The organism is Paenibacillus sp. FW101-FHT12H11, assembly GCF_058790355.1.
Map to the genome: position 1 here is coordinate 382799 of NZ_JBYTCO010000003.1, position 22812 is coordinate 405610.

The 22812-nt window shown below is 41.6% G+C and carries 23 protein-coding genes and 1 pseudogene; 23 read left to right on the forward strand and 1 reads right to left on the reverse strand.

Annotation, left to right across the window (positions count from 1 at the left end; genetic code table 11):
• Positions 1-2: 2 nt before the first annotated feature.
• The 17 genes and pseudogenes from AC3WTJ_RS11930 (at position 3) to AC3WTJ_RS12010 (ending at position 14859) form a co-directional block, all read left to right on the forward strand.
• Complete coding sequence (locus AC3WTJ_RS11930; RefSeq protein WP_492521911.1) at positions 3-2216, forward strand: helix-turn-helix domain-containing protein; 2214 nt, start codon at positions 3-5, stop codon at positions 2214-2216.
• Between the two features lie 34 nt (positions 2217-2250).
• The gene (locus AC3WTJ_RS11935) at positions 2251-3357 is read left to right on the forward strand and encodes a glycoside hydrolase family 88/105 protein (RefSeq protein WP_492521912.1); all 1107 of its coding nucleotides are present in this window, start codon (positions 2251-2253) and stop codon (positions 3355-3357) included.
• A gap of 482 nt (positions 3358-3839) precedes the next feature.
• Positions 3840-4841 carry a hypothetical protein gene (locus AC3WTJ_RS11940; protein ID WP_492521913.1) on the forward strand — a complete coding sequence of 334 codons (1002 nt, stop codon included), beginning with the start codon at positions 3840-3842 and terminating at the stop codon, positions 4839-4841.
• 621 nt (positions 4842-5462) lie between these two features.
• Positions 5463-5864, forward strand: a pseudogene (locus AC3WTJ_RS11945) (IS110 family transposase); the annotation flags it as partial.
• Between the two features lie 127 nt (positions 5865-5991).
• Positions 5992-6477 carry a GyrI-like domain-containing protein gene (locus tag AC3WTJ_RS11950; RefSeq protein ID WP_492521914.1) on the forward strand — a complete coding sequence of 162 codons (486 nt, stop codon included), beginning with the start codon at positions 5992-5994 and terminating at the stop codon, positions 6475-6477.
• Between the two features lie 202 nt (positions 6478-6679).
• Positions 6680-7054: a VOC family protein gene (locus tag AC3WTJ_RS11955; RefSeq protein ID WP_492521915.1), complete on the forward strand. Its 375-nt coding sequence runs from the start codon at positions 6680-6682 to the stop codon at positions 7052-7054.
• Positions 7055-7205: 151 nt separating this feature from the next.
• Positions 7206-7604 carry an NUDIX hydrolase gene (locus tag AC3WTJ_RS11960; protein ID WP_492521916.1) on the forward strand — a complete coding sequence of 133 codons (399 nt, stop codon included), beginning with the start codon at positions 7206-7208 and terminating at the stop codon, positions 7602-7604.
• Positions 7605-8042, forward strand: coding sequence for an NUDIX domain-containing protein (locus AC3WTJ_RS11965; protein ID WP_492521917.1), 438 nt, complete (start codon positions 7605-7607; stop codon positions 8040-8042).
• A 75-nt stretch (positions 8043-8117) separates the two neighbouring features.
• Positions 8118-8423: a hypothetical protein gene (locus tag AC3WTJ_RS11970; RefSeq protein WP_492521918.1), complete on the forward strand. Its 306-nt coding sequence runs from the start codon at positions 8118-8120 to the stop codon at positions 8421-8423.
• 38 nt (positions 8424-8461) lie between these two features.
• Positions 8462-8965, forward strand: coding sequence for a hypothetical protein (locus AC3WTJ_RS11975; RefSeq protein ID WP_492521919.1), 504 nt, complete (start codon positions 8462-8464; stop codon positions 8963-8965).
• Between the two features lie 447 nt (positions 8966-9412).
• Positions 9413-10480 (forward strand): S-layer homology domain-containing protein, encoded by a 1068-nt coding sequence (locus AC3WTJ_RS11980; RefSeq protein WP_492521920.1) that lies wholly within the window; start codon positions 9413-9415, stop codon positions 10478-10480.
• Between the two features lie 366 nt (positions 10481-10846).
• Complete coding sequence (locus tag AC3WTJ_RS11985) at positions 10847-11458, forward strand: zinc dependent phospholipase C family protein (RefSeq protein ID WP_492521921.1); 612 nt, start codon at positions 10847-10849, stop codon at positions 11456-11458.
• 338 nt (positions 11459-11796) lie between these two features.
• Positions 11797-11970, forward strand: coding sequence for an NUDIX domain-containing protein (locus tag AC3WTJ_RS11990; RefSeq protein ID WP_492521922.1), 174 nt, complete (start codon positions 11797-11799; stop codon positions 11968-11970).
• Positions 11971-12274: 304 nt separating this feature from the next.
• On the forward strand, positions 12275-12733 hold the full coding sequence (locus AC3WTJ_RS11995) for an NUDIX hydrolase (protein ID WP_492521923.1): 459 nt from the start codon (positions 12275-12277) through the stop codon (positions 12731-12733).
• A 124-nt stretch (positions 12734-12857) separates the two neighbouring features.
• Complete coding sequence (locus AC3WTJ_RS12000) at positions 12858-13514, forward strand: HAD family hydrolase (RefSeq protein ID WP_492521924.1); 657 nt, start codon at positions 12858-12860, stop codon at positions 13512-13514.
• A 124-nt stretch (positions 13515-13638) separates the two neighbouring features.
• On the forward strand, positions 13639-14148 hold the full coding sequence (locus AC3WTJ_RS12005; protein ID WP_492521925.1) for a metallophosphoesterase family protein: 510 nt from the start codon (positions 13639-13641) through the stop codon (positions 14146-14148).
• Between the two features lie 171 nt (positions 14149-14319).
• Positions 14320-14859 carry a histidine phosphatase family protein gene (locus tag AC3WTJ_RS12010; protein WP_492521926.1) on the forward strand — a complete coding sequence of 180 codons (540 nt, stop codon included), beginning with the start codon at positions 14320-14322 and terminating at the stop codon, positions 14857-14859.
• Between the two features lie 186 nt (positions 14860-15045).
• Here the strand turns inward: AC3WTJ_RS12010 and AC3WTJ_RS12015 are convergent, their stop codons facing one another.
• On the reverse strand, positions 15046-15936 hold the full coding sequence (locus AC3WTJ_RS12015) for a LysR substrate-binding domain-containing protein (RefSeq protein WP_492521927.1): 891 nt from the start codon (positions 15934-15936) through the stop codon (positions 15046-15048).
• Positions 15937-16105: 169 nt separating this feature from the next.
• On the opposite strand from AC3WTJ_RS12015, the gene AC3WTJ_RS12020 reads away from it, so the two are divergent.
• From AC3WTJ_RS12020 to AC3WTJ_RS12045, 6 genes are read left to right on the forward strand one after another with little or no spacing between them, the layout of a single operon-like run.
• On the forward strand, positions 16106-16840 hold the full coding sequence (locus AC3WTJ_RS12020; RefSeq protein ID WP_492521928.1) for a 2-phosphosulfolactate phosphatase: 735 nt from the start codon (positions 16106-16108) through the stop codon (positions 16838-16840).
• The gene (locus AC3WTJ_RS12025; RefSeq protein ID WP_492521929.1) at positions 16818-18284 is read left to right on the forward strand and encodes an alkaline phosphatase family protein; all 1467 of its coding nucleotides are present in this window, start codon (positions 16818-16820) and stop codon (positions 18282-18284) included. Before AC3WTJ_RS12020 ends, AC3WTJ_RS12025 begins: the two co-directional genes overlap by 23 nt.
• 48 nt (positions 18285-18332) lie before the next feature.
• Positions 18333-19895 carry an ABC transporter substrate-binding protein gene (locus AC3WTJ_RS12030; RefSeq protein ID WP_492521930.1) on the forward strand — a complete coding sequence of 521 codons (1563 nt, stop codon included), beginning with the start codon at positions 18333-18335 and terminating at the stop codon, positions 19893-19895.
• Between the two features lie 27 nt (positions 19896-19922).
• A complete protein-coding gene (locus AC3WTJ_RS12035; protein WP_492521931.1) occupies positions 19923-20915 on the forward strand; it encodes an ABC transporter ATP-binding protein in 993 nt (330 codons plus the stop codon).
• Positions 20908-21894, forward strand: a complete 987-nt coding sequence (locus AC3WTJ_RS12040; protein ID WP_492521932.1) for an ABC transporter ATP-binding protein — start codon at positions 20908-20910, stop codon at positions 21892-21894. The genes AC3WTJ_RS12035 and AC3WTJ_RS12040 overlap by 8 nt, the downstream gene beginning before the upstream one ends.
• Entirely contained in the window at positions 21891-22811 is a 921-nt protein-coding gene (locus AC3WTJ_RS12045) for an ABC transporter permease (protein ID WP_492521933.1), read from the forward strand. Before AC3WTJ_RS12040 ends, AC3WTJ_RS12045 begins: the two co-directional genes overlap by 4 nt.
• Position 22812 lies beyond the last annotated feature (1 nt).

Sequence of the window (22812 nt, forward strand, 5' to 3'; positions counted from 1 at the left end):
ATTTGCCCACCTATTTATATCGCATGATCCTATTCGCTATGTTGCTGGTTGCTATTCCAGTCACAACAATCGGAATGATTTCTTATCAGATTTCTTCTAAGGACATTGAGAAGAAGGTTAAAGAAAGCAATGCCCAAATTTTGCTGCAGAACCAGATGAGAATTGAGCAAGTCTTAAAAAATGTAGAAATGGGTGCTGTGCAATATTTAAATTCACCGCTTGTATCAGACAACCTCTACGATGATTTGAATCAGGACGATTTCCAAACGATTACAAGCCTTGCCAAGGGCTTATATAATTTACACTCTTTATCCGCAGTAGCGGATACCCATCTCATTAACCTGGAAAATGACTGGATGATAGGCAATCTAGGTTTTACCGATATGCAAGAATATACGGATAAAGAATTATTGAAAGATTACGCAAAGAATCCCAAAAATTTATTCTGGCTTGCTGATGAAAATGGCATCCGTATGGTTGTGAAACTTCCGATGATTGCACCCTCCACATCCCCGAAAGCTTTATTAATTATTGATATGTCGAAGAGTGAATTGGAAAAAGGGTTAGCGCAAACGAAGCAGCTGGGAGAAATCTATGTACTGAACCAAGAGCACGTTCCTTTCTTGAGTAATGCAGGCACGAGCTTCAATACAGATGCGCTATTGGCGCCATTGAAAGCAGTGAAAGATGCAAACGGATACTTCGAAGGCAAAGCTACGGCCGTGAATTACCGAGTATCTTCGAATAATTGGACCTACGTTTCCATTGTTTCCATTGATCAAGTGACGATGGAATCCAAGAAAATTGCACTTGTCACGATAAATGTCTGCTTGATTGTCTTTATCGTGATTTCAGCCGCTGCATTCTACGGGAGTAGAAGAATGTATTCCCCCATCCGCCGGTTGTTTCAAACGATGGAGCAGTTCGGTGGCGAAACGACAGAGTCTCGCAGGAAAGATGAATTTGCATATATCGAAGATCGATTTAATGCTTTATTCCGAACACGGAAGCAGTTTCAACAGCAGCTTCAAGGTCAAATGGGACAGATGAAAGAGTTCATCCTATTGAAACTGTTTATGGGACAGGTGAAGGAGAGCGAATTTGCTTTCAAGTGTGATACCTATGGCTTCGCGGAAAAAGGGAGGCATCTGGGTGTGATTGCACTGCAGATCGATTCTCTTCAAGATACGAGATACATGGAAAGCGATAAGGAATTGCTGTTATTTGCTATCCAAAACATCGTCAGTGAGCTTTTGCCAGCTAATCGTATGCTAGGATCACTATTGCTAGATCAATCGCAGGTATCTTTGCTTACTGGTGATGTGGAAGATCCACAAGAACTTCAACAAAGTTTTCATCAGGCCGCAGAGGAAATTAAATCCAAGGTTCACGAACTGCTTCAGCTGAAGGTCAGTATCGGGATTAGCAGAGTGTTTACGCGATATACGGATGCCACGAATGCGCATACAGAGGCTTTGGAAGCACTGAAAAGAAGGATCCGTCTTGGGAGTGATATTATCATTCATTATGATGATATCGAAACGGTTCAAGAGAAAAGCAAACATCTGGCAGCATCTCTGAATTACTTGAAAGATTATTTTGTCAATGCCTTAAAAATAGGTGATGCCACCGCCGCCTTTGAACATTTTGATCAATATATTGCGTCTATCATGGAAAGAGACATCAGATTTAACGATTTTCAATTCGTGATGGTTGAGCTGATCTCGGAGATTCATGGCCATGTCCAGCAACAGGGTGGAATGTTAGAAAGCCTAATCAGCACCAAATCAGTGCTCCTGACATTCATGAAACTAAACACAGTACCAGAGATTATGTTATGGTTTAAGACGAATTTGCTGCCACCAGTTCTTGCCTTCTTCAAAGCACACGCGGATTCACAATATATCAATCTCGCATATCAAATGATCGAAATGATTCATAACGGATATGAACAGGATATTTCCCTTGAATCGTGTGCCATGCATCTCAAATATCATCCTGTGTATGTAAGTCGTGTTTTTAAGAAGGAAACAGGTGTTACGTTTATTGACTATTTAACGAATTATCGGGTTAATATGGCGAAAAAGTGGCTGAATGAGACGGATATGAAGATTTCAGAAATTGCAGAGCGACTTCATTATACTAATTCTACTGGCTTCATCCGGACATTCCGAAAGCTGACAGGAATGACACCTGGGCAATATCGAGACAATTAAGTTACCCATTTTAGCTTTGAGAGAGGGATTGTATATGAACTATCAAATGCTAGATCAATTAAGAGACCAATATTTAGAGAGTGAAGGAAAATGGTTTTCCTTGCGATGGCATTATATAGAGAGCTGCATTCTCAAATCGTATATGGATAGCTATAAACAATCCGGGAAAGAAGAATATTATCGGTTTGTGAAAAATTTCATCGATCGTCTTTATGATGGGAAGGACAGAATCCCTGCCATTGATGTGCGTTATTTTAGTATTGATCAGATTAGACCGGCCACCATTCTATTTGACTTATACAAGAAAGAGAAAGATCCCAAATATAAGCAAGTGCTTGACTTGATTTATCATCAACTGAATATATACCCAAGAACAAAGTCAGGTAGCTTCTGGCATAAAGAAAATTATCCAAACCAAATTTGGCTGGATGGACTTTACATGGGGCAACCTTTTTATGTGCGCTACATGAAGGAGTTTGAGAAAAACAAGAATTATTCCGATATAATTAATCAGTTTCTTAACGTTAGGAAATTTATTTTTAACGAAGAGAATCGCTTGTACTACCATGCTTACGACGAGAGTAAAGAGATGTTTTGGTGCGACAAAACGACAGGAATGTCTCCGAATGTTTGGGGCCGTGCTGTTGGCTGGTTTGTGATGGCATTGGTTGATGTAATTGAACTTCTGGAAGATGAACGGGTTGATAGTGAGCCATTGAAGATGATTTTGCAGGAAACGCTAGATGGTATGTTGCCTTACCAACATAGCGGGGGTATGTGGTATCAGGTTGTCGATATGGGGGATAGTCCAGGGAATTACTTGGAATCTAGTGGATCTTTGATGCTTGCTTATGCCATGTTAAAAGGTTCACGCCTTGGCTATCTTGCTCAAGAATACGCTAATCGCGGGAAGTCTGCATTGGATGGCACAACCCGGCAATATCTCCGTGAGGAGAATGGTGAAGTGCTGCTTGGCGGGATCTGCAGAAGTGCTGGTCTTGGTACAAACCCTGATACCGGTAAGGTTCGTGATGGAAGCTTCAAATACTATACTGAGAATGAAATCATTGTAGATAATAACGGACATGGCGTTGCACCGCTGCTTATGGCCTACAGCGAGGTAAAAATTGCAGAGCAATAAAATCTTTTTATTTATCTAAAAACCGGGATAGATGGCTGCAAACATGCCGGTACCTCTTTCAGGAGTTAAACCGATCTTTAGTGTTCCTTCTTTGATCTCATGCAGGTCATTGATTTTGTTGTAGGTCTCTTTCTTGATCAGCAGGATACTTTTGGCGTTTTCAACATAGATGGCCCCGGCCTGAGTCAGATGCCAATTATTTCTGGAACGAGCGAAGAGTTGCGTGCTGAAGTTCTAGACATGTACAATAAGGTAAAATTGCCGTCATACAAAGCAACAAAACTATACCGGGATTTCGTAAAAATGAATAAGTAATAAGGTGCAATCAGACCACTTTGGGTGAAAAACCGCCGTGGTTTTTTTTCTTATGCTCTTAGTATCGAATCAGGGGACATCCATAGTTTTCTTCCAAAAGAAGGTATTTTTAACTCTCTTATTGAAATTTAATTTAAATTATAAAGAAAAATCGAGAGGTGTTGTTTTTGCAATCGCAGCCGGCAAGTCATACTGATAAGCGTCTACAAACAACGCAAGGTCCTGTACTTCAGGCGAAGGAGGCTAGCAAGACTGATTTAGGTTCAGGTAATTCTATATCGCCTTTCTCACAGTCTCATATACTGCAACTCCAAAGAACAATCGGCAATCGCGCAGTCGCCCAGCTAATGAAGTCTGGTAAACTTAAGCCATCCCGGTCAGAAACAACTATTCAGCGGTATGTCACTGTCGATGAAGCGGGAGCAGAACCCGTTAGTATGCAGGATGCCATGAGGAATGTTACCAATCTGAATGGGAAGGAAAAGTCGAAACTTGCCTTATGGGTAAAAGACGCGGCGGACAAGGGGAAATATGCTACTTGGGGGGATTTAGAAGCGGCAATTAAAGTGAAAGAAGCTCAAATAGATCCCAAGACGTTGCCAGATCCTAAATTTACAGAGATGAAAAAGGTGCTTTTCATTAATGCTAGTACACAAGCCGAAAACCTTGAAAATACCGAAACCATGTACAGAGCCATGTGCAAGGCCGAGCTTGATCAATTTGTCGAAAATTCTGGACTTACTTCAAGAGTGAACAATAAGGGGCATGAAACCGGGCAGCAATTCGTTTCAGATAATTTAGAGTATTCCAAGAAATTAGCGTTCGCTGACTGGAAAGAGGGCTTCGCTAAAAAGGACGTTCAATTGATGGATAGTTATAAGTATATGGTGGAGCTGCATTATGTTCGGGGAACGATGGCAGATCTGATCGGTTCCGATAATGCGCGTGTTGGTAGCGGCGACAACAAATCACAGGAATTATATCCTAATGTTAGACCTCAAGGAAAGGATGAACACGGGGTAGCAATCGTGAAGTCAGAACCACTTAAGGGTGGGAGAGCAACAAATATAGGATTTCAACCACGAACGAGAGATAAAGATGCAAGGAGCGATACAAATAGAAAACTGGTTTATGCAGTTCTTGTTGGGCAAATTGATGGCATCGAATAGTCGCCGGGACAAACTAAATGAGTTTAATAACAAGGACCGCTTTTCTAGGAGAAATGGGAGAAAACAAAGAAGACAGCTCAACACCGGGGCTGTTTTTCTGTTTTACTTAAAACTGCCTGGCTGCTGGCTCTGACAGCGTCTCAGCAGCATGCAGTGTTAATGTAATACTAGAAGGAATATAGGTACACCCGTGGAAGTTTCAGTTCGAGGAACGGAGGGCTGAAATGATTTTCGCAGATAAAATAACTACGTACTTAGGCGAGGGTCGGTTATTGGATGTTGGTTGTGGGCCACGGTGTTTCCCAGGTCTGGTCTATTGCTGCTGTTTTTTTTCTTTATTTTAAGTGGACCCCAGACCAGAACTTATTATTTTGTTTGATGTCTGGTGACATGAACTTTGTAACATTCCCGACGTAGTCACATTACTCATTGAACTGTGTTTTAACCATTGGTATACAGGAAAGGCTGCCGAGTAGTAGCCCTTCTTCCCGCTAACGTGCAGCATTCCTATTATGAGGAAATACGAGGTTTGAGAAATAAAAAGACTCCTTGGTATGATGTTTATGGATCCCAGTTGCTGGCCAGCGACAGATCCAATAACAATATCAAGGAGACTACACCATGCATTCTACTCAAAATGAACGAATTAATCAAATGACTTTTTCTACTTTAATCATCGGAGTCGACATCGCAAAATTCAGACATGTGGCTCGTGCGCAAGACTTCCGCGGGGTCGAGTTCGGGAAGGCACTTACGTTTGAAAACAATCGAGAAGGCTTTGAATTATTTGTGAGCTGGTTCAGGAAGATTGCGACGGAGCAAGGGTTCAAGGACGCCCTAGTTGGTATGGAACCAACGGGGCACTACTGGCTAAACCTAGCCAATTTTCTTAAAGAAGAGCAAGTAAAATACGGCGTAGCGAACCCACTACACGTAAAGAAAAGTAAAGAATTAGATGACAACTCGCCAACGAAGAATGACATGAAGGACGCAAAAGTTATAAAGGGAGCAGTTTGCCGCGGGGCCGGCAGCTGCTCCCTTTATTATTGAAGTGAACGGGCAGATTAAATCAATAAAAAGACATTTGAATAAAGGTCAAATATGTATATTTGTGGAAGTAATATTAAAAATTAATCATGGAGGTCAAAGTATGCCCATAAAAATAATTGAAAGAGAACAAACACGTATTATAGGAATGAAACTGGAAACATTACTACAAGACACTAGAGAGCAATTGATAATTCCAAAACTCCAACAATCTTTTAATGAAAGATTAGAAGAGGTAAATGGAGCCATAGGAATTCCGATTACATATGGAGTTTTCATTGACCCGCCAAATTATAATCCTAATACTGATCTGTTTACATGGATAGCTGGTGTTGAAGTTAACCATGATGTAGAACCGCCAGTTGATATGATGTCTTATGAACTTCCTAAAGCGACCTATGCTGTTTTAGAATACCAAGGAGATATTGACAGAGCTGGAGATGCATATGGAGAGTTGTATGAATGGATAAAGAATTCAGAGTATGAACAAGCAGGAACTCATGGGTTCGAGATGTATTCGAAGGTACACTCACCATTAGAACGTGGAAATGCAGATTTTCTGTTACATTTTCCAATAAAGAGGAAGTAATCGACTAAGAGGCATTCAGTTAACGAATAAATTTTATTAATTAATTTTTTTTTATGAGGCGATGGGACAGATCCATCGCTTATTTTGTTTTTATTGTTCCAGGCAACTACCGGGCAGTAATGCGAAATAAAAAAAGGGGTGTAAGGGAAAATGTGGAATATTTACCTTAAGTAATTCAATCTATTCTGAAGGAGTCATTCTCATGTCTCATTTACCGTCGTTAATTGATGAAATTCATTATTTCCGCATACCAGTAAATGAATTAGAGGACTCTGTGCGTTGGTATACAGAGTTCTTGGGATTCGCATTAAGACGTATGACAGAAGAATTGGCAGTAGTGGAATTAAAAGCTGGTCCATTATTAGTCTTAGTGAAAGCTGACATTGAATCTCGTGGTCACTTTAGTAGAAATGGTCAATTAGAGTTTGCAGTCGGATTCACCAGCCCGAATATTCAACTCTTACGTGAAAAACTTATTGAACACGGTGTCGAAGTAGATGATATGAAAGAAGAAGATGGACATTTCTTTTTCCATTTTTTTGACCCAAATGGGAACAAACTTCAGGCTCATTGGTAATAGCTTGTTGAACTAACGAGGAACGATAGGATAATAATCCATACATCATGAGGCTGCCGGCATAAATGGCAGCCTTTCGTTCACCTAACGGGCAACAAACTCATAATGCACCATATGTTAAAATAAGGAAAACTATAATTAGGAGGATATTATGAATTGGATGCTACCGGTGTCCGTAAAAGGTGTGCTTTTTAAGAATAACAAGGTTATTCTACTTAAGAACGAACGCAATGAATGGGAGTTACCAGGAGGTAGGCTTGAGGAAGGAGAAACTCCAGAGGAGTGTGTATCACAGGAAATCTATGAAGAATTGGGGCAATCTTGTAATGCTAAATCAATTTTAGATGTTTGGGTTTATGAAGTCATTTCGAATAAACATGTTTTAATTGTTACCTATTTTTGCGAGAGTACAGATGACTCAACTGAGGTTCAGATTAGTGATGAACACTTGGAGTATAATTGGTTCTCAATTGAAGAAATAGGACTTTTAACTATGCCAAAGGGCTATAGAGATTCGATTATAAGAGCATTTGAGTTTGGGGGTTTTTAGATGAGTATCAAGTTTCGGCATATTGCAAGGGCTTTAATAATTGATAATAATCACATTCTAATTGCTAGAATGAAAGGTGCACATTCATTCTTACCAGGCGGTGGGGTTGAACTTGGGGAAAGTGCTCAGACTTCTCTCAAAAGAGAATTAGAAGAGGAATTGGGAGTAACCAATTGTGAAATCACTCGATTTCTGGGAGTCATTGAGTTTGGAATTAAAGACAAAGAGTACCACGAGATTAACCATTTGTTCGAAGTAATAACAAAAGAATTGTCTTCAAATGCATCACCAATTTCGAAGGAATCACATCTTGAGTTTTATTGGATTGAGCCCACAATTGAGAAATTAAAACAACATAATGTCTTACCTCACCTTGTTCAAGAACTTATTCCTCAAGTAATCAGCGTGGATAAACCAATATGGTTAAGCAATATGTAGAAATCAAAGATTTAACTAACGGGTAACGATAGCTTAATACTTGTAAATGTGAAACTTTATGATAGGGAGATGTGTATGAGGAACCAAAAGCTTACGAATCTACTTAGACTGGGTAGCAAATTCAATCAAGAAAAGCTTTCCTGGGCACAATCGCTAAAGACTGGTGATGAAGTGGCAATTGATATAACTGGTAAAGGTACTCAGTTCGAAATTACTACAATAAAAAGCGTAAATATGAATGAAATCCATCTTACAAATGGGATAGGTTTAAATTCGGATGGTAGTATTACGGGATCTCAGGGAGGCACGATAGTACCTCTTACCGAGGAAATACGAAAAATTATACATTCAAAAACCATAAATGATATGGGACTAAACTAACGCAGAACGTTAGTTCAAAATAATATGGAGGTTATGTCTTGAAAGAAATTCTCGATATAATTAATTACAGCTGTATAGATGAAATTTATTTAACTGGTTTCGTAGATACAGATAATTTAGGCGTCACTGAATTTACAGCTCTTATGAGATACCTATTTTTTGAATTTAATGGTCAACTTATAAAGATAGAATCAATTGAGCAATACTCGAAGTTATCAATTTCCCAAACTATATCAGTCCAATTAGAAATTGATCTGGAAGATGTTATCCCAGCAAAATCAAGAATAAGTAATATAATATTTAATAATCCATCAATAGATAATAAAGTTGCAGCAATCGAGTTCTATAACTTACAAGTAAATAATCTTAGCGAAATATTATGTGATGCAATGAAGATAATACTTCAAAATAAGCAAGAAATATTTTTGGACCCATCATTTTTGGGGATCAATATTGGTCCATCAGAAGTAGAAAAGTTATGGAGAGATAATCAAGTAGATGACTACGTAGATGCTCCAACTCGTTTTAATTTTGATACATAACAGTCTGGATTAGTCATTAATTGCGACGAGTGATTTAACTACCGGTGAACTATAGTTTAATAAAACACCAGTGAAGGTAGCCAACATAAAGCGGCTGCTTTTTCCACGCTAACGGGAAGGTTACGTTAATGAAATATCCTTCCCATGTGAGCGACAAACAGTCCCCACCTAGCAGTCAGCAGATGGGAGTGAATGTATGATGGATTAAGATGATGTGAGACGGCAAGAGTCTGGTTACGACAGCAACTAAAGCATACAAGTCTCCGATGATAGCGGTCGCGGATTAGGCTGTTGTATAAAAGTACCAATTTGTGCTTTAATAGTTTTGTCAAATTACATGTTCGTATATGTGTCAGAACAAAATTTATTTTGTCACAACCGAAAAACATCCCAGTAGAATGCTCCATAGAGTGAGATTTATTTAACCCAAAATGAAGAGGTGTTATAGTGAAAGCACTTACGCGACTAACAATCGCGGCATCGATCGCCACAGTATTAACAACAACAGCAACTACAGTTTTAGCGGATACAGGAGGTGGGAGTACTGGTATTGCCACTGAAAAATCAGGCACTGTAAATGAGCAAGTCTTGTTTAGTGACGTTAAAGCAGGAGATTGGTTTCAAGATTCAGTTAACTGGGCTTCCGCTAATAAAGTCGCAAATGGCTTTGAGGACGGTACTTTCAGACCAAACGACAAGGTAACAGAAGGCCAATTCCTTGCAATGCTCCTCCGCAGTATGGGCGATGTGCCTGATACAGAAAGCAAAGTTTGGTACAACAAGTACTACACTTTCTCCTACAAGAACTCGTATCCTGTAACAAGTAACCCAGATGCTCCTATCAGTCGTAAAACCGTTGCAGAAGTAATCTCGTCCACACAAGGCGTTAGTTACAGCGGGGATAACGCAATCCGTTACATGTTCGGTAAAGGACTCACTTCGGGTAAGACATCCAAAACAATAGCAGGGTACGCTGGCGACGACAACTTGACACGTGCAGAGGCTGTCCAGTTTATTAAGAACGCTCTGGAGAATGCAAGCAGCAAAACTCCTTTGGCTAGACCGAGCACTGCAAGTGATCCCAACCAACTAACAGAAATACCTACAGATGTGACAAAACCACAAAATAATGCTGTTCAAGATATAGCTAGGATTCAGGTTGAGGTGGGTAGTAACTATGTAGTAAAGGCTAGTAATGTTGAGGGTGTGATTCATCTCGAAGAATCAAGTACTGGAAATATCGTAGCTAATTATACTGATGGTCGTATTCACGGCGGTCTACAAATGTTCAGTATCTATAAAACGCTTGATTCGAATCATCAACCAATTTCTAACAATCTTGAGGCAACAGTGAAGATGATGCAGGCGATAGGAGTTAACGTAGATTCCCAAACGACTGATGCAATAAAAACTGTACTTACCACTTCCACGAAGAAAATTAATGTTCAATACAATGGATTTTACATTCTCGTCGGTTTGTTGGGGGGAGTACAGGTTATTGTGCATCCACAGTAATTTTGAACAGTCTGTAGGGGCATCCCACGATGAGCTTATGATAAAAATAGTAACCAAACCTGATTTTGTAGTAAAACTAAAACGGATTATAAAGTTTTATTAAACACGTCAATGAACTATCAGGGAACGATAGCTCAATAAATATACTAAAGTGGCTGCCGGCACGATTGGCAGCCTTTTGCTCATCTAACGGGTTTAATGGAGCAATAGTGGCTCAACTGTGATGGACCTAGATACTGCACAATTTATTATCTTATTGTCATTGACATGTTAGTTTACGACTATTGAAATATATTCATGTATATCAGAATATGGATAAAGGAAAATAAAAATATAGTGTCTATAGCTTAAGATGGAGGCATACAGATGGGTTCAAGAATCATGCATTATTGTATTTCATCTCTATTAGCTGATAGGTTAGGTATTGAGAACAGGAATGAGTTTATGCTCGGCGGGATAGCACCTGATATACATGGGCTCATGGGTGTGGCAAAAGGAGTAACACATTTTAAAGATATTGATTCAAATGGAAAAAGTCGTATCAACTACTGTCGCTTTTATGATACGTACAAGGATACGATGAATACACCCTTTTACCTTGGCTATTTATGTCACTTAATTTCGGATGTAGTTTGGCTGGAACTATATTTAAAAATCGTGGAATTCGCATCTCCTCTGCAATTAAAGGAGAAAGCACTAGTCGCTTATCGTGACTTTGAAAGACTAAACGGAAGAATAATAAAACAATATTCTCTGAAACTTCATCAGCATGTACTGCCTACCGTGAACATTGACGGGTATAACAGCGAATACTTACCTGCCATACTAGATTTGATGAGAAAGGACTTTACAATTGATGAAGCCCTTATGAATGAAGCGCTGGAGCTGTTTAACAACAATAACTTTGAAATCATTGACTATATTAACAGGTCGGTCGAAGAGAGTATGGTGTTTTTGTCCAATATGCGATTAAGCTAACGATAGAACTTTAGTTCAGCCCATCATGGAACAGGTTGACCCGTGAGTAGAGGCATACGGAAGAGGTGCATTTTATGCAAATTATGGAGATTAGCTTGCCAATGGAGGGAAGCCAAGTAAAAGAAGATTTACTTCAAAGGATGGAAAAATAACAAGTTTATCTTCTTTCTGAAATTTTTCTGATCATTGGCCACCTTACGATGAACTATAGTAACCTGGTTTTCTTTGTATCCGCCGCAGTATCGCTATCAACACAGGAAGCCGAGATTTGTTCATACGATGATATTTAATTCCCAAGGGCACCTTCTTACATTAAAACGCACGTACGGCAATAAGGGATGGAGTGTGGTGTAGACCCTGGAGAAACTATCCATCAAGCGTTAATTCGTGAATGTCGTGAGGAAATTGGAATAGAAGTTCAAAATGCAGTGTTAACAGGTATTATTATCACAGTAATATTAATGCACAAGTCGGAATTTTTCGCTGTTCGTTCCCTGAAAATGAGGAAATAAAGTTTAGTTCGGAACATTCCGAATATAGATGGTCGCCCTTATCTGAGTTAAGTGAGGTCCAACGAACAAGGGCTCAAGATACATTAGAATATCGAGGACAAGTAATAAGTCGAGCCTTTTGAAACACTTCCACGATTAAGCTAGACGGGGAACTATAGCGCAATAAACACAAGTGGAGGCTACCGGCATAGTCGGCAGCTCCCATTACGTTAACTGACAGTTCTGCTTAACTCAATTCTTATGAAATTCTATCTGAGCATTTGGTATAATAGGTTTCGGCTTGTATTGACAAAGGAGGTTTACTATGACAGAGAATCTCATTGAACGAGCTGCGGGGGGATTAGTTCTTCGCGAGACACAGACAGGTTTACAAGCTCTACTCATTCACGATAGATATGGACATGTGGGGTTCCCAAAAGGACATCTGGAATCTGGAGAGACTTGGGAGGACGCTGCAGTCCGGGAAATCTTTGAAGAAACAGGGATTAAATCAAGAATTCTTTCACCGCTTGGCGATGTTGAATATCCTATGATAAAAAATGGGCTAACCATTCGAAAGCAAGTCCGCTTATTCCTTTTAGAAGCCATTGAGGAACAGGATGAGCCTGTTCACCAGGCTAACGAGGTTAATAGTGCTGAATATTTAGCTTGGGGAGATGCACTTCGACTCCACATGGAACGAGGCTATATTGACTTGAATTGGGTGTTTGATAAGGCTAAAAGACTTTGGGATTGGCATCGTGAAGCTAACGATAAACAATAGGTTAAAAACAGGGAGTAGGTCGTCGCATTGGCATCTGCTCCCTGTTTATTGAAATAAGGCAGGATATTCAAGTGTAGATATGGAACTTAATGGTAATAAGTGATTTTCTAAAAGGAGTTTTTTCATGACTACTGAACTAATTTTATTTGACTTTGATGGTACTTTAGCAGATACATTACCTTCATCTTTTGCCGCGTTTAGAGCAGTTTTCAAAAAATATGATGGCCAAGATGTAACTAATGAAATGCTTGTATCCATGTTCGGCCCTACAGAAGATGAGATTATTGCGATGAACTTCCAAAATAAAGATTTAGTACAAGATGCAATAAATGAATACTATTATTTATATGGACAAGGACACGCCGAAATTAAGGAGATCAATTCAATTCTAAATTTATTAAATTTACTTAAGGAGAATAATAAACAAGTTGCAGTTATTACTGGAAAGAGTCGAAAAGCATTTAATATCTCATCAGAAGCGTTAAATATATCGAAATATTTTGATTTCGTTGTAACCGGTGATGATGTTGAAAAGGCTAAGCCCGATCCTGAAGGTGTACATAAAGCTATACAATTCTTTGGATCAACAGTAGAGAAAGCAGTGTTTCTAGGTGATAGTAATGCAGATATTACTGCGGGGAAATCTGCAGGGGTTCGGACTTATGCGGTGCAGTGGTTATCCACATATCAAAGTACAGTATTTGACATAAAACCTGATGATGTATTCTCAAACACAACAGATTTTATTTCCCTTTTAAAAAATGAAGGTTCATTACGCTAGCGAAAAACGAGAGTGGAGGAGCTGCGAAAAATGCAGCTCCTCTTTTCAAGAAATAGCAGGATTTTGGAATTAAATGAATAATTTGAATATAAACCTATTAACTCTTGGCTTGGGGGGGATATAAGTGAAAAAAATAGCAGTAATAACTGATATTCATGGAAATAGCCCTGCATTAATAGCGGTGTCTCAGGATATCACTTCCAAGAGTGTCGATCACATTTATTGTTTAGGGGATGTAGTTGGTATTGGACCTGATTCCAACGAAGTTCTTGAATTACTATTGTCTCGAACTGATGTTTCATTCGTTGTGGGTAATCATGATGTAGCAGTAATGGCAGCTTATTTTGGTGTTGACGCTCCAAAAGGGCATCAAAATGAACGGCACCATCACCAATGGTTGGCAGACAGAATAAACCCTGAGTACATTAGAAGTTATTTTAATCCTGGTGCATTAGGCTGTTACGATAAACCTCGTGCAAGGTATGGCATTGTCTCAATAATGGAGAATTCGATCAGTGAAGAGTTAATTGAGGTGCCCTACGACAATATGGAGTTTCTGTATTCTTATAATAGATTGCAGGTTCCTGAACGTGAATTTATTCTGAAAATTTTTCATGGTGGGCAATTAATTTAATAAACAACGGTTTGTTGCACTAACGAAGAACTATAATTCAACCAATAAAGCATGATGGTATCTGGACAGATGATCGCCTATCTTTTCTCAACTGACGAGCAGGAATTTTTCAAACATAGTGGAAATGTTTGAATTGATACATACCGTTCAGTTAAGGAGGTGCAACCAATCATGAAACTGTACATTGTCCGTCACTGTAAGGCTATGGGGCAGTCTCCGGAAGCAGAATTAACTGCAGAGGGACTTACACAAGCAGAAACACTTGCTGACTTTCTTGTTGTTAGAGGAATTGAAACAATAATAAGTAGCCCTTTCGTGCGGACTATTCAATCAATTCAACCATTAGCCCAACGATTAAATTTAAAAATAAAGATTGATGACCGGCTGGCTGAAAGAGTTCTAAGCAGTGAGAACCTTCCGGACTGGATGGATCATTTACGTATTAGTTTTAATGATTTGAATAGATGTCTTCCGGGCGGTGAATCTAGTAGTGATGCCATGAACCGAATCGTTTCAGTCATAGATGAAGTACTTACTACTGACTTTAAAAATATCGCTGTTGTTACTCATGGCAAACTTATGTCATTACTTCTGAGATATTATGACCATCAATTTGGATATGAACAATGGCAGAGCATATCAAACCCAGATGTGTACTGTTTCTCAGAATTTAATAATACGCCACTAATTGAAAGAGTTTGGAACCGGTGAAAAAAATTACTGAGCTAACCAATACTTTTGCTCAATAAACAGATCTTTAGAGGCTGCCGGTTTGATCGGTAGCCTCTGCTTACCTATCGGGCAGCATAGTTTAATAAGCGATTTAATGGCATGACTGGATTAGTGATTTTACCAGCCGGATAGTGGGGGTTTAGATGATTGATTTCTTATACCATTTTAAACCTTCATCGTTTTGAAGAAATGAATCCATTCCTGAAGAATCGGTGTGACAAACCGATTTCGGCTATAGATGAAAAATAGGCTGCGACTCAACGTCTCAGAGTTTAAAGTTTTAAAGATCAATTGTCCACTTCGCACTTCATCCTCCACAGCTAATCGGGACAAGATGGAAATCCCCAATCGACACTGTATCGCTCGTTTGATGGCTTCCGTTGTTCCAAGCTCCAGCCCTTCCTTACAGCTAATATTGTTCCGATCGGCCCAAAGCTCCATCATTCTACGTGAAGCGGAGTCTTGTTCCCGCAAAATCCATAACTCATTTTGCAAAAGTTCTGATTCGACCGTGTCTGCAAGTGCCAGCGGATGATCGGGATACATGACCAAGCCTAGCTCATCGTTAACCATCGGGATCGCGACAAGTTCAGGATCGCTCACTTTATGCTCGGCTACCAGTCCAAAATCGATTTCCAACTTTTTAACCAAGTCTATAATTTGAGGAGAATTATGCACTTGGATGGCAATGTTGACATGCGGGTAAGCCTGGCGCATTTCCCCAAGCAGCTTTGGAAGAAAGTAGGTTGCTGGAGTATTGCTCGATCCAATGATAATTTTCCCTTTTTTAAATTGCAGATAGTCCGTTAATACTTGCTCCGCCTCCTCGGACAACGAAATGATTCGGGTGGCGTAATGCAGAAGGGCTTTGCCTTCTTCCGTAAATAGGACCATCTTATGCTTGTGAATAAAAAGACGGACACCTGTTGATTGCTCTAACTTCTTCATATGAAATGTGACGGAAGGCTGCTTGATTTTCAGCTTTTTCGCGACGAGCGTTAATCTCTTATATTCTGCAAGTAGGACTAAAATTTTTAATTGCTGCAAATTAAACATAAATCCAGCTCCTCAAGTATAGATGATATCTATACAATACTGCGAAAATGTCATGACTTCGTTAAATTTATATTAATTTGCAGTTAATTTCATGATGACATTCGGAAGTTAGGATGTATACATAACGAAATTGACGATGGTTTCACGCCACAGGAAGGAATCTATCTTTATGGAAATTAATATTCACCAGTTAATCGAAGGGGCTCGCAAAGCCAAGGGCCTAACCGTCATTATTGATGTTTTCCGGGCTTTTTCAGTTGCCTGCTATGCTGTGGAAAATGGAGTTAAGGATTTGATCCCTGTTGGAGATATAGGGACTGCGTACAGACTGAAGAAGGAAAACCCGGAATTTATCTTGTTGGGAGAAAGAGGAGGAATCATTCAACCCGGATTCGATTACGGGAATTCTCCTTCTTCTATTGAATTAGTAGACTTTTCGGGCAAAACAATTGTACATACGACAAGCGCAGGTACACAAGGAATCGTAAATGCCGTAGAAGCGGATGAAATTATTACGGGTAGCTTTGTAAATGCACAGGCTATTATCGATTACATCCGTATGAAAAATCCGGCGACCGTGTCGTTGGTCTGCATGGGTTGGGAGGCAACAGAAGAGGCGGATGAAGATACCCTCCTAGCTGAATATATAAAGAACGTTTTGGAAGGAAAATCAGTGGACTTTAATGCCATTCTGCATTACATGTTAAACGAAAGTAAAACAGGGAAGTTCCTGGATGTGCGTGATGCCTCCGCTCCTCCTGAGGACTTTGATTTATGCATGAGCTTGGATCGGTTTCATTTCGTTTTGAAAGTAGAGCCATTCGGGGAATCCTTGGTACGACTGCAAAGAATTGATGCAATTACGAGAGGAGTAGAACGCTATGACACTATCAAGCAAACCTGATTTTTCTAATCGTAGGGTACTGATTATTGGCACGGATGGATTACGGCCGGATAGCGTGGACCCGGCACTGATGCCGACATGCGCGAAGCTGATGGAACGCGGTACCTTATTCACCTCCTTTCATGCGGCTTACCCTTCGGAAACAAGGGTTAGTATGACAACTTTGACAACCGGCGTTTATCCGGGGCGCCATGGAGTTGTCAGTAATTTGATGTATGTACAGGGATTTGGCGAGGATGGTTTACTCCAAACCGGAAACGATAGGCACCTGTTGGCCTATCGTCAGGCTATGTTGGAGCCTTTCATTCTGCATCCTACATTGGGGGATCGATTGCATCGACACGGAAAGCGTCTGGCGGTTGCCGCTTCCAGCTCACCGGGTGCTTCACTTCTTTGGAACCTGAATCATCCCGAACTGGTCATTAATCCTTCCTCCGTATACGGGACAGTCGCATTGGAAGAGGTGCATCGCCAATGGGGCGATGTTCCTGAAGAACAAACACGTGTTAAAAAGGAACGGGCTTTATGGGCAACTCGTTCATTGATAAATAATCACTTGAAAAATGAGCAAAATCAAGTCATGGTCTTATGGCTGTCAGAGCCGGATGCAAGCCAGCATGATTATGGAATTGGATCTCCCGAACATCGTGAAGCGTTGCAAGTGGTAGATGAATGTGTAGCGGAGGTTCTGCAAGCTATTGAACGGGAAGGTCTAAATGAAGTGATCGATATCATGTGGATCAGCGATCACGGACATTCCACGATACAAGCTCAAGGCTCGCTTCAAGGGCATATGCAAAGAGCTGTCCAAGAACTAAAGCTTCAAACTAGGTTTATGGCGGCCGGTTATTATATCTATGCGGTTGAAGAAGTGGAAGAGACCCCAACAGAGGTTAAGGCTTTAATCGGCTGGCTGCAATCTCAGGATTGGTGCGGACTCGTTTTTGCTAGGGAGGCGAAGTATTCGGATTTGCCCAATGTGCATCCCCTCGAAATTTTATTGGGATCAATCACACATGAGAGAGCGCCGCTTCTAGTGGTTCAACCGAAATGGGACAATGAACCAAATGAATATGGTGTGCCGGGAATAACTGGAGCACTGACTTCTTCTACCAAGCTTCAATCTTCACATGGTACAGTTTCTCCTTATGACATGCATGCTTTTTGTCTGGGGGTCGGCAGCAGCTTTAAGAAGGGCTATGTCAGTGATATAACTTGCGGCATCGTTGATATAGCACCAACAGTTTGTCATTTAATTGGGTTAAGTGCAGAGTCAGGCTTCGATGGCAGAGTGTTAGCGGAAGGGATTGTACCTGAGCAGGTAGACATGCCATTAAGCCGACTTGAAGCAGTAACCAAGGAAATAGGAAGCCAACAAAATCGCATAGGCATACGGCTTATCGATGTTAATGGAACCACCTATATAGAAGGTTATAAAAAATAACGGAAGTTGTAAGTGGAAAAATAAAAACAGAAAGAAGGGAATTTTGAAATGAAGAAAACTGCAATCTTACTCATTGTTAGTATGCTTCTGGTAATCGTGCTCTCGGCATGCAGCAACACACCGTCTACGAATGAAGCGTCAGGTTCAGGTTCTGAAGCAACAGGTTCGAAGGAACTCGATGTTCTGAAAATCGGTGTAACTGAGCTTCCTCAACTGCTGGATCCGCAGCGTACCAGCGGTAACACAAGCATTCGTATTCTGTATGACATCTTCGAAACGATTCTGCTTTCCGATCCGAAAGATAAATGGTCTTTGAAGCCGATGCTTGCAACGGAGTGGAAACGAGTTGACGATTACACGCTAGATGTAACGCTTAGGAAAGGTGTTAAATTTCACAACGGAGATGAGCTAAAATCCAAGGATGTTGTCTTCAGTTTCAACCGTTTGCACCAGAATTTGCCGGGAATGGCAGATGCGACGAATATGCTCTCCGTCGTAAAGGAAGTGCAGGTAATCGATGACTACAAGTTCCGAATCATTACGAATGTAGTCGATCCACTGTTGGAGCAACGTATCGCTTCAAGCTGGGGCTCATGGATCGTCCCGGCCGATTACCTCACGAAAGTCGGCGATGAAGCCTTTGCTGCAAAACCGGTCGGTACAGGTCCTTATAAAGTTGTTTCCTATTCGCCGGAAAAAGTGGTTTTAGAGCGGTTTGACGATTATTGGGGTCCGAAACCGGCAGCGAAAAGAATTGAGTACATTGTATATAACGAAACGTCGACTCGTATTACAGCACTTATTACCGGAGAAGTAGATCTCATTACGCAAGTGCCTCTTGATCAAGTATCCGTTATTGAGAGTAACAATAATCTCAGCGTAAAAGGACTTAATATCAGCAATATGCATGTGTTGACGTTTAACACAACGAGCGGCCCGCTAGCCGATAAAAAGGTGCGCCAAGCGCTAAGCTTGTCCATTGACCGTCAAATGCTCGTCGATAAACTGTGGCAAGGCAAAGCCGTGATTCCAAAAGGCCATCAATACTCGGAATTCGGTGATTATTACTTGAGCGATTATCCTACACCTGAATATAACGTGGAAAAGGCCAAAAAATTACTTGCAGAGTCTTCCTATAAAGGTGAATTGATTGAATACGAACTGAAATCCAATTATTACACGTTCGGCAACGAAGCGGCTGAAGCCATCGTGGACATGTGGAAAAAAATCGGGATTAACGCCAAAGTCAAGTTTAGCGATAAAGTTGAGCGAAAATCGGTTGCAAACTGGTCGAATACGATGCGTTTTCCAGATCCGTCTGGCGGATTGTCGCTGTTATGGGGTCCGGGAACGGATGCTGAGAAGATCTACTGGAAGGACATGACGCCGGATTTCCTTAAAAATGCTAAAGAACTGGCTTCTATCCTCGACCCAGCCAAACGGAAGGAACTGGCCAAAAAGCAGATGCAGATCTTCGACGATGAAGTACCAGGCACTGTGCTTTATTATCCATACGAAGGCTGGGGAATCCGTAAAGGTCTGGAGTGGACGCCATATTCTTCGCAAGCCATGGACTTTAGAGCGGAAAATTTCAAAGTGCTGAATGAATAATCCGGTAATTGTGGGGGTGGAACAATAATGGAAGACGTATTAACCGTGAATAACCTGAAAACTTACTATTACTCCAACAACAAGAAGGTCCCGGCGGTGGATGGCGTAAGCTTCCGTCTGTATAAAGGCGAGGTGCTGGGGATTGTCGGCGAATCCGGCTGTGGCAAGAGCACCATCGCCCGTTCCATTCTCAATCTGTTGGACAAGTCGTATACGAAGATTGAAGACGGCGAAATTCTGTTTCACGGCAGCAATCTATTACAACTGAGGGCGAAAGAGTTGAACCGGATAAAAGGGAAAAAAATCTCAATGATTTTCCAAAATCCTCAGGCAGCCTTGAATCCGGTCTATACGGTTGGTGATCAAATTGCAGAGGTGCTGCGGCTTCATGAAAACATATCTAAGAAGGAAGTAAAAGCGAGAGTCATCGAGCTTTTACGTCTGGTGGGCATACCAGCGCCGGAAACTCGGCTGAATGATTACCCTCACCAGATGTCTGGCGGTATGCAGCAAAGGATCCTGATTGCGATCGCTTTGGCCTGCAACCCTGAGGTCGTGATCGCCGATGAGCCGACAACGGCGTTGGATGTCACCATTCAAGCGCAGATTCTGGAGCTCATGACCCGTATTAAACGGCAATTTCAGATGGGAATGATTCTGATTACGCACAACATGGGTGTTGTTGCCGAGATGTGCGACAGAATGATGGTCATGTACGGCGGTGTGGTAGTGGAAGAGGGGGCGACAGCAGAAATATTCGCTGCTCCTTCTCATCCGTACACCCAAGGATTGCTTGCTTCCATTCCGAGCATCGAGGAAGACAGGGAGGAGTTGTATTCAATACCGGGCTCAGTTCCTCGCTTAACCGCGCCAGTCACACATTGCCGTTTCGCAGGTCGTTGCCCTCATACGTTCGGCAAGTGCGAAGAAATTGAACCTCCCTTGTTTGATTTGGGAAATGGACATAAAGCAAAGTGCTGGCTGCTCGAGGATAAAGCGGGGAGAGCTCAAAATGAATGATAAGGAAGCATTGGTAGAAGTTAAAAATGTAAAAAAACATTTCCCGGTTAACAAAGGGATGCTCCGTCATAAGACCGTCGGTACGGTCAAAGCGGTTGATGATGTCAGCTTCACCATCTATAAGGGAGAGACGCTGGGTCTGATCGGTGAATCAGGCTGTGGAAAATCGACGCTGTCCCGCTTGTTGATCGGATTGATGGACGCAACCGACGGGCAAATTTTGTTTAAAGGACAACAGGTGGGAACCAAGGGTCCCCAAAGCTTCCGGAAGGAAGCTCAGATGATTTTTCAAGATCCATACTCGTCCCTGGACCCTCGTATGACAATACGGCGAATTATCGAAGAACCGCTTCGGATTCATACGAATTATAATGCCAAACAAAAGCGGGAAATGGTGCTGCCGCTGCTGGAGAAGGTCAGCATCCCGGAAGATGCGCTGAGCAAGTTTCCACATGAGTTCAGCGGTGGACAGAGGCAGCGTATCGGCATTGCCCGAGCATTGGTGTTAGGTCCGGAATTCATCATTTGCGATGAGCCCGTTTCCGCTCTGGATATGTCGGTTCAGGCACAGATCCTAAATTTGTTTAAGCAAATGCAAAAGGAGTTCCGCCTGACCTATTTGTTCGTTTCCCATGATATGAGTGTGGTCAAGCATATTAGCGATCGCATTATGGTTATGTATTTGGGCAAGGTTGTGGAGCTTGCTTCCAAACAAGAGTTCTTTAGCAACACGCTGCATCCTTATTCCATTGCCCTGATGAATGCGATTCCCATACCGAATCCGGAGTCTGCCCGCAGCAAGACACTCTTAGAGGGAGAACTGCCCAGTCCGATCAACCCTCCTGCAGGCTGCCCGTTTCAAAGTCGCTGTCCTCATGTAAAGCTGGAATGCAGCATGGAAATGCCCTCGCTTAGGGAAGTGGAACCAGGCCATTTCGTTGCTTGTCATTTGTTTGCCGATAAGGAGGGACTACAATGACCCGGTTTATCTTAACTCGGATTATCAAGGCGCTCATCACGATTTGGTTCATACTGACTCTGGTTTTTATGATTACCCGATTATCAGGCGATCCGACTCAGTGGCTGCTGCCAGACGATGCTACGGCAACGGTAAGAGACCAACTGCGCATCTCACTTGGTTTGGACAAGCCGCTATTCTCCCAATATGTTCAATATCTGAGCTCGTTATTTACCGGCGATATGGGCAAGAGCTATCACTATTTGCGTCCGGTGGGCGAATTATTCGCCGAACGTGCAGGCCCTACTATAGCTCTAGGCACTATTTCCTTTGGATTAGCCATATTGATTGGCGTCCCGATTGGTGTATTTGCTGCGGTTAACCGAAATTCCATACTGGATCGAATAACGATGGGAATATCCATAGCGGGCTACACAATTCCCAACTTTGTGTTCGCCATATTGCTGATTTTTCTATTCAGCCTCAAGCTGAGGCTGCTGCCAAGCGGCGGCTTGAGCACACCTCTGCACTATATCATGCCGCTGCTTGCTTTGACTGTTGATTCTGTGGCCGGTATTGCGCGTTTAACCCGAGGCTCCATGCTGGATGTTCTGCGTCAGGATTATTTGGATAGCGCCCGAGCCAAAGGTGTCAGAGAGCGAATGGTTATTTATAAGCACGCATTACGTAATGCTTTGATTCCGGTGGTGACTATTATTGGCTTACATTTGGGCACGTTGATAGGAGGCGCGGTGGTGGTAGAAACCGTGTTTGCCTTTCCAGGTATCGGCATGTTAATTGTACAAGCTGCACAGTATCGGGATTTTCCTGTTATTCAATACGGTGTGATGCTCGTTTCAACGACGGTTATTCTGGTCAATTTACTGGTTGATTTAAGTTATGGCTTCCTGGATCCGCGCATCCGGGATAATTTTTAAG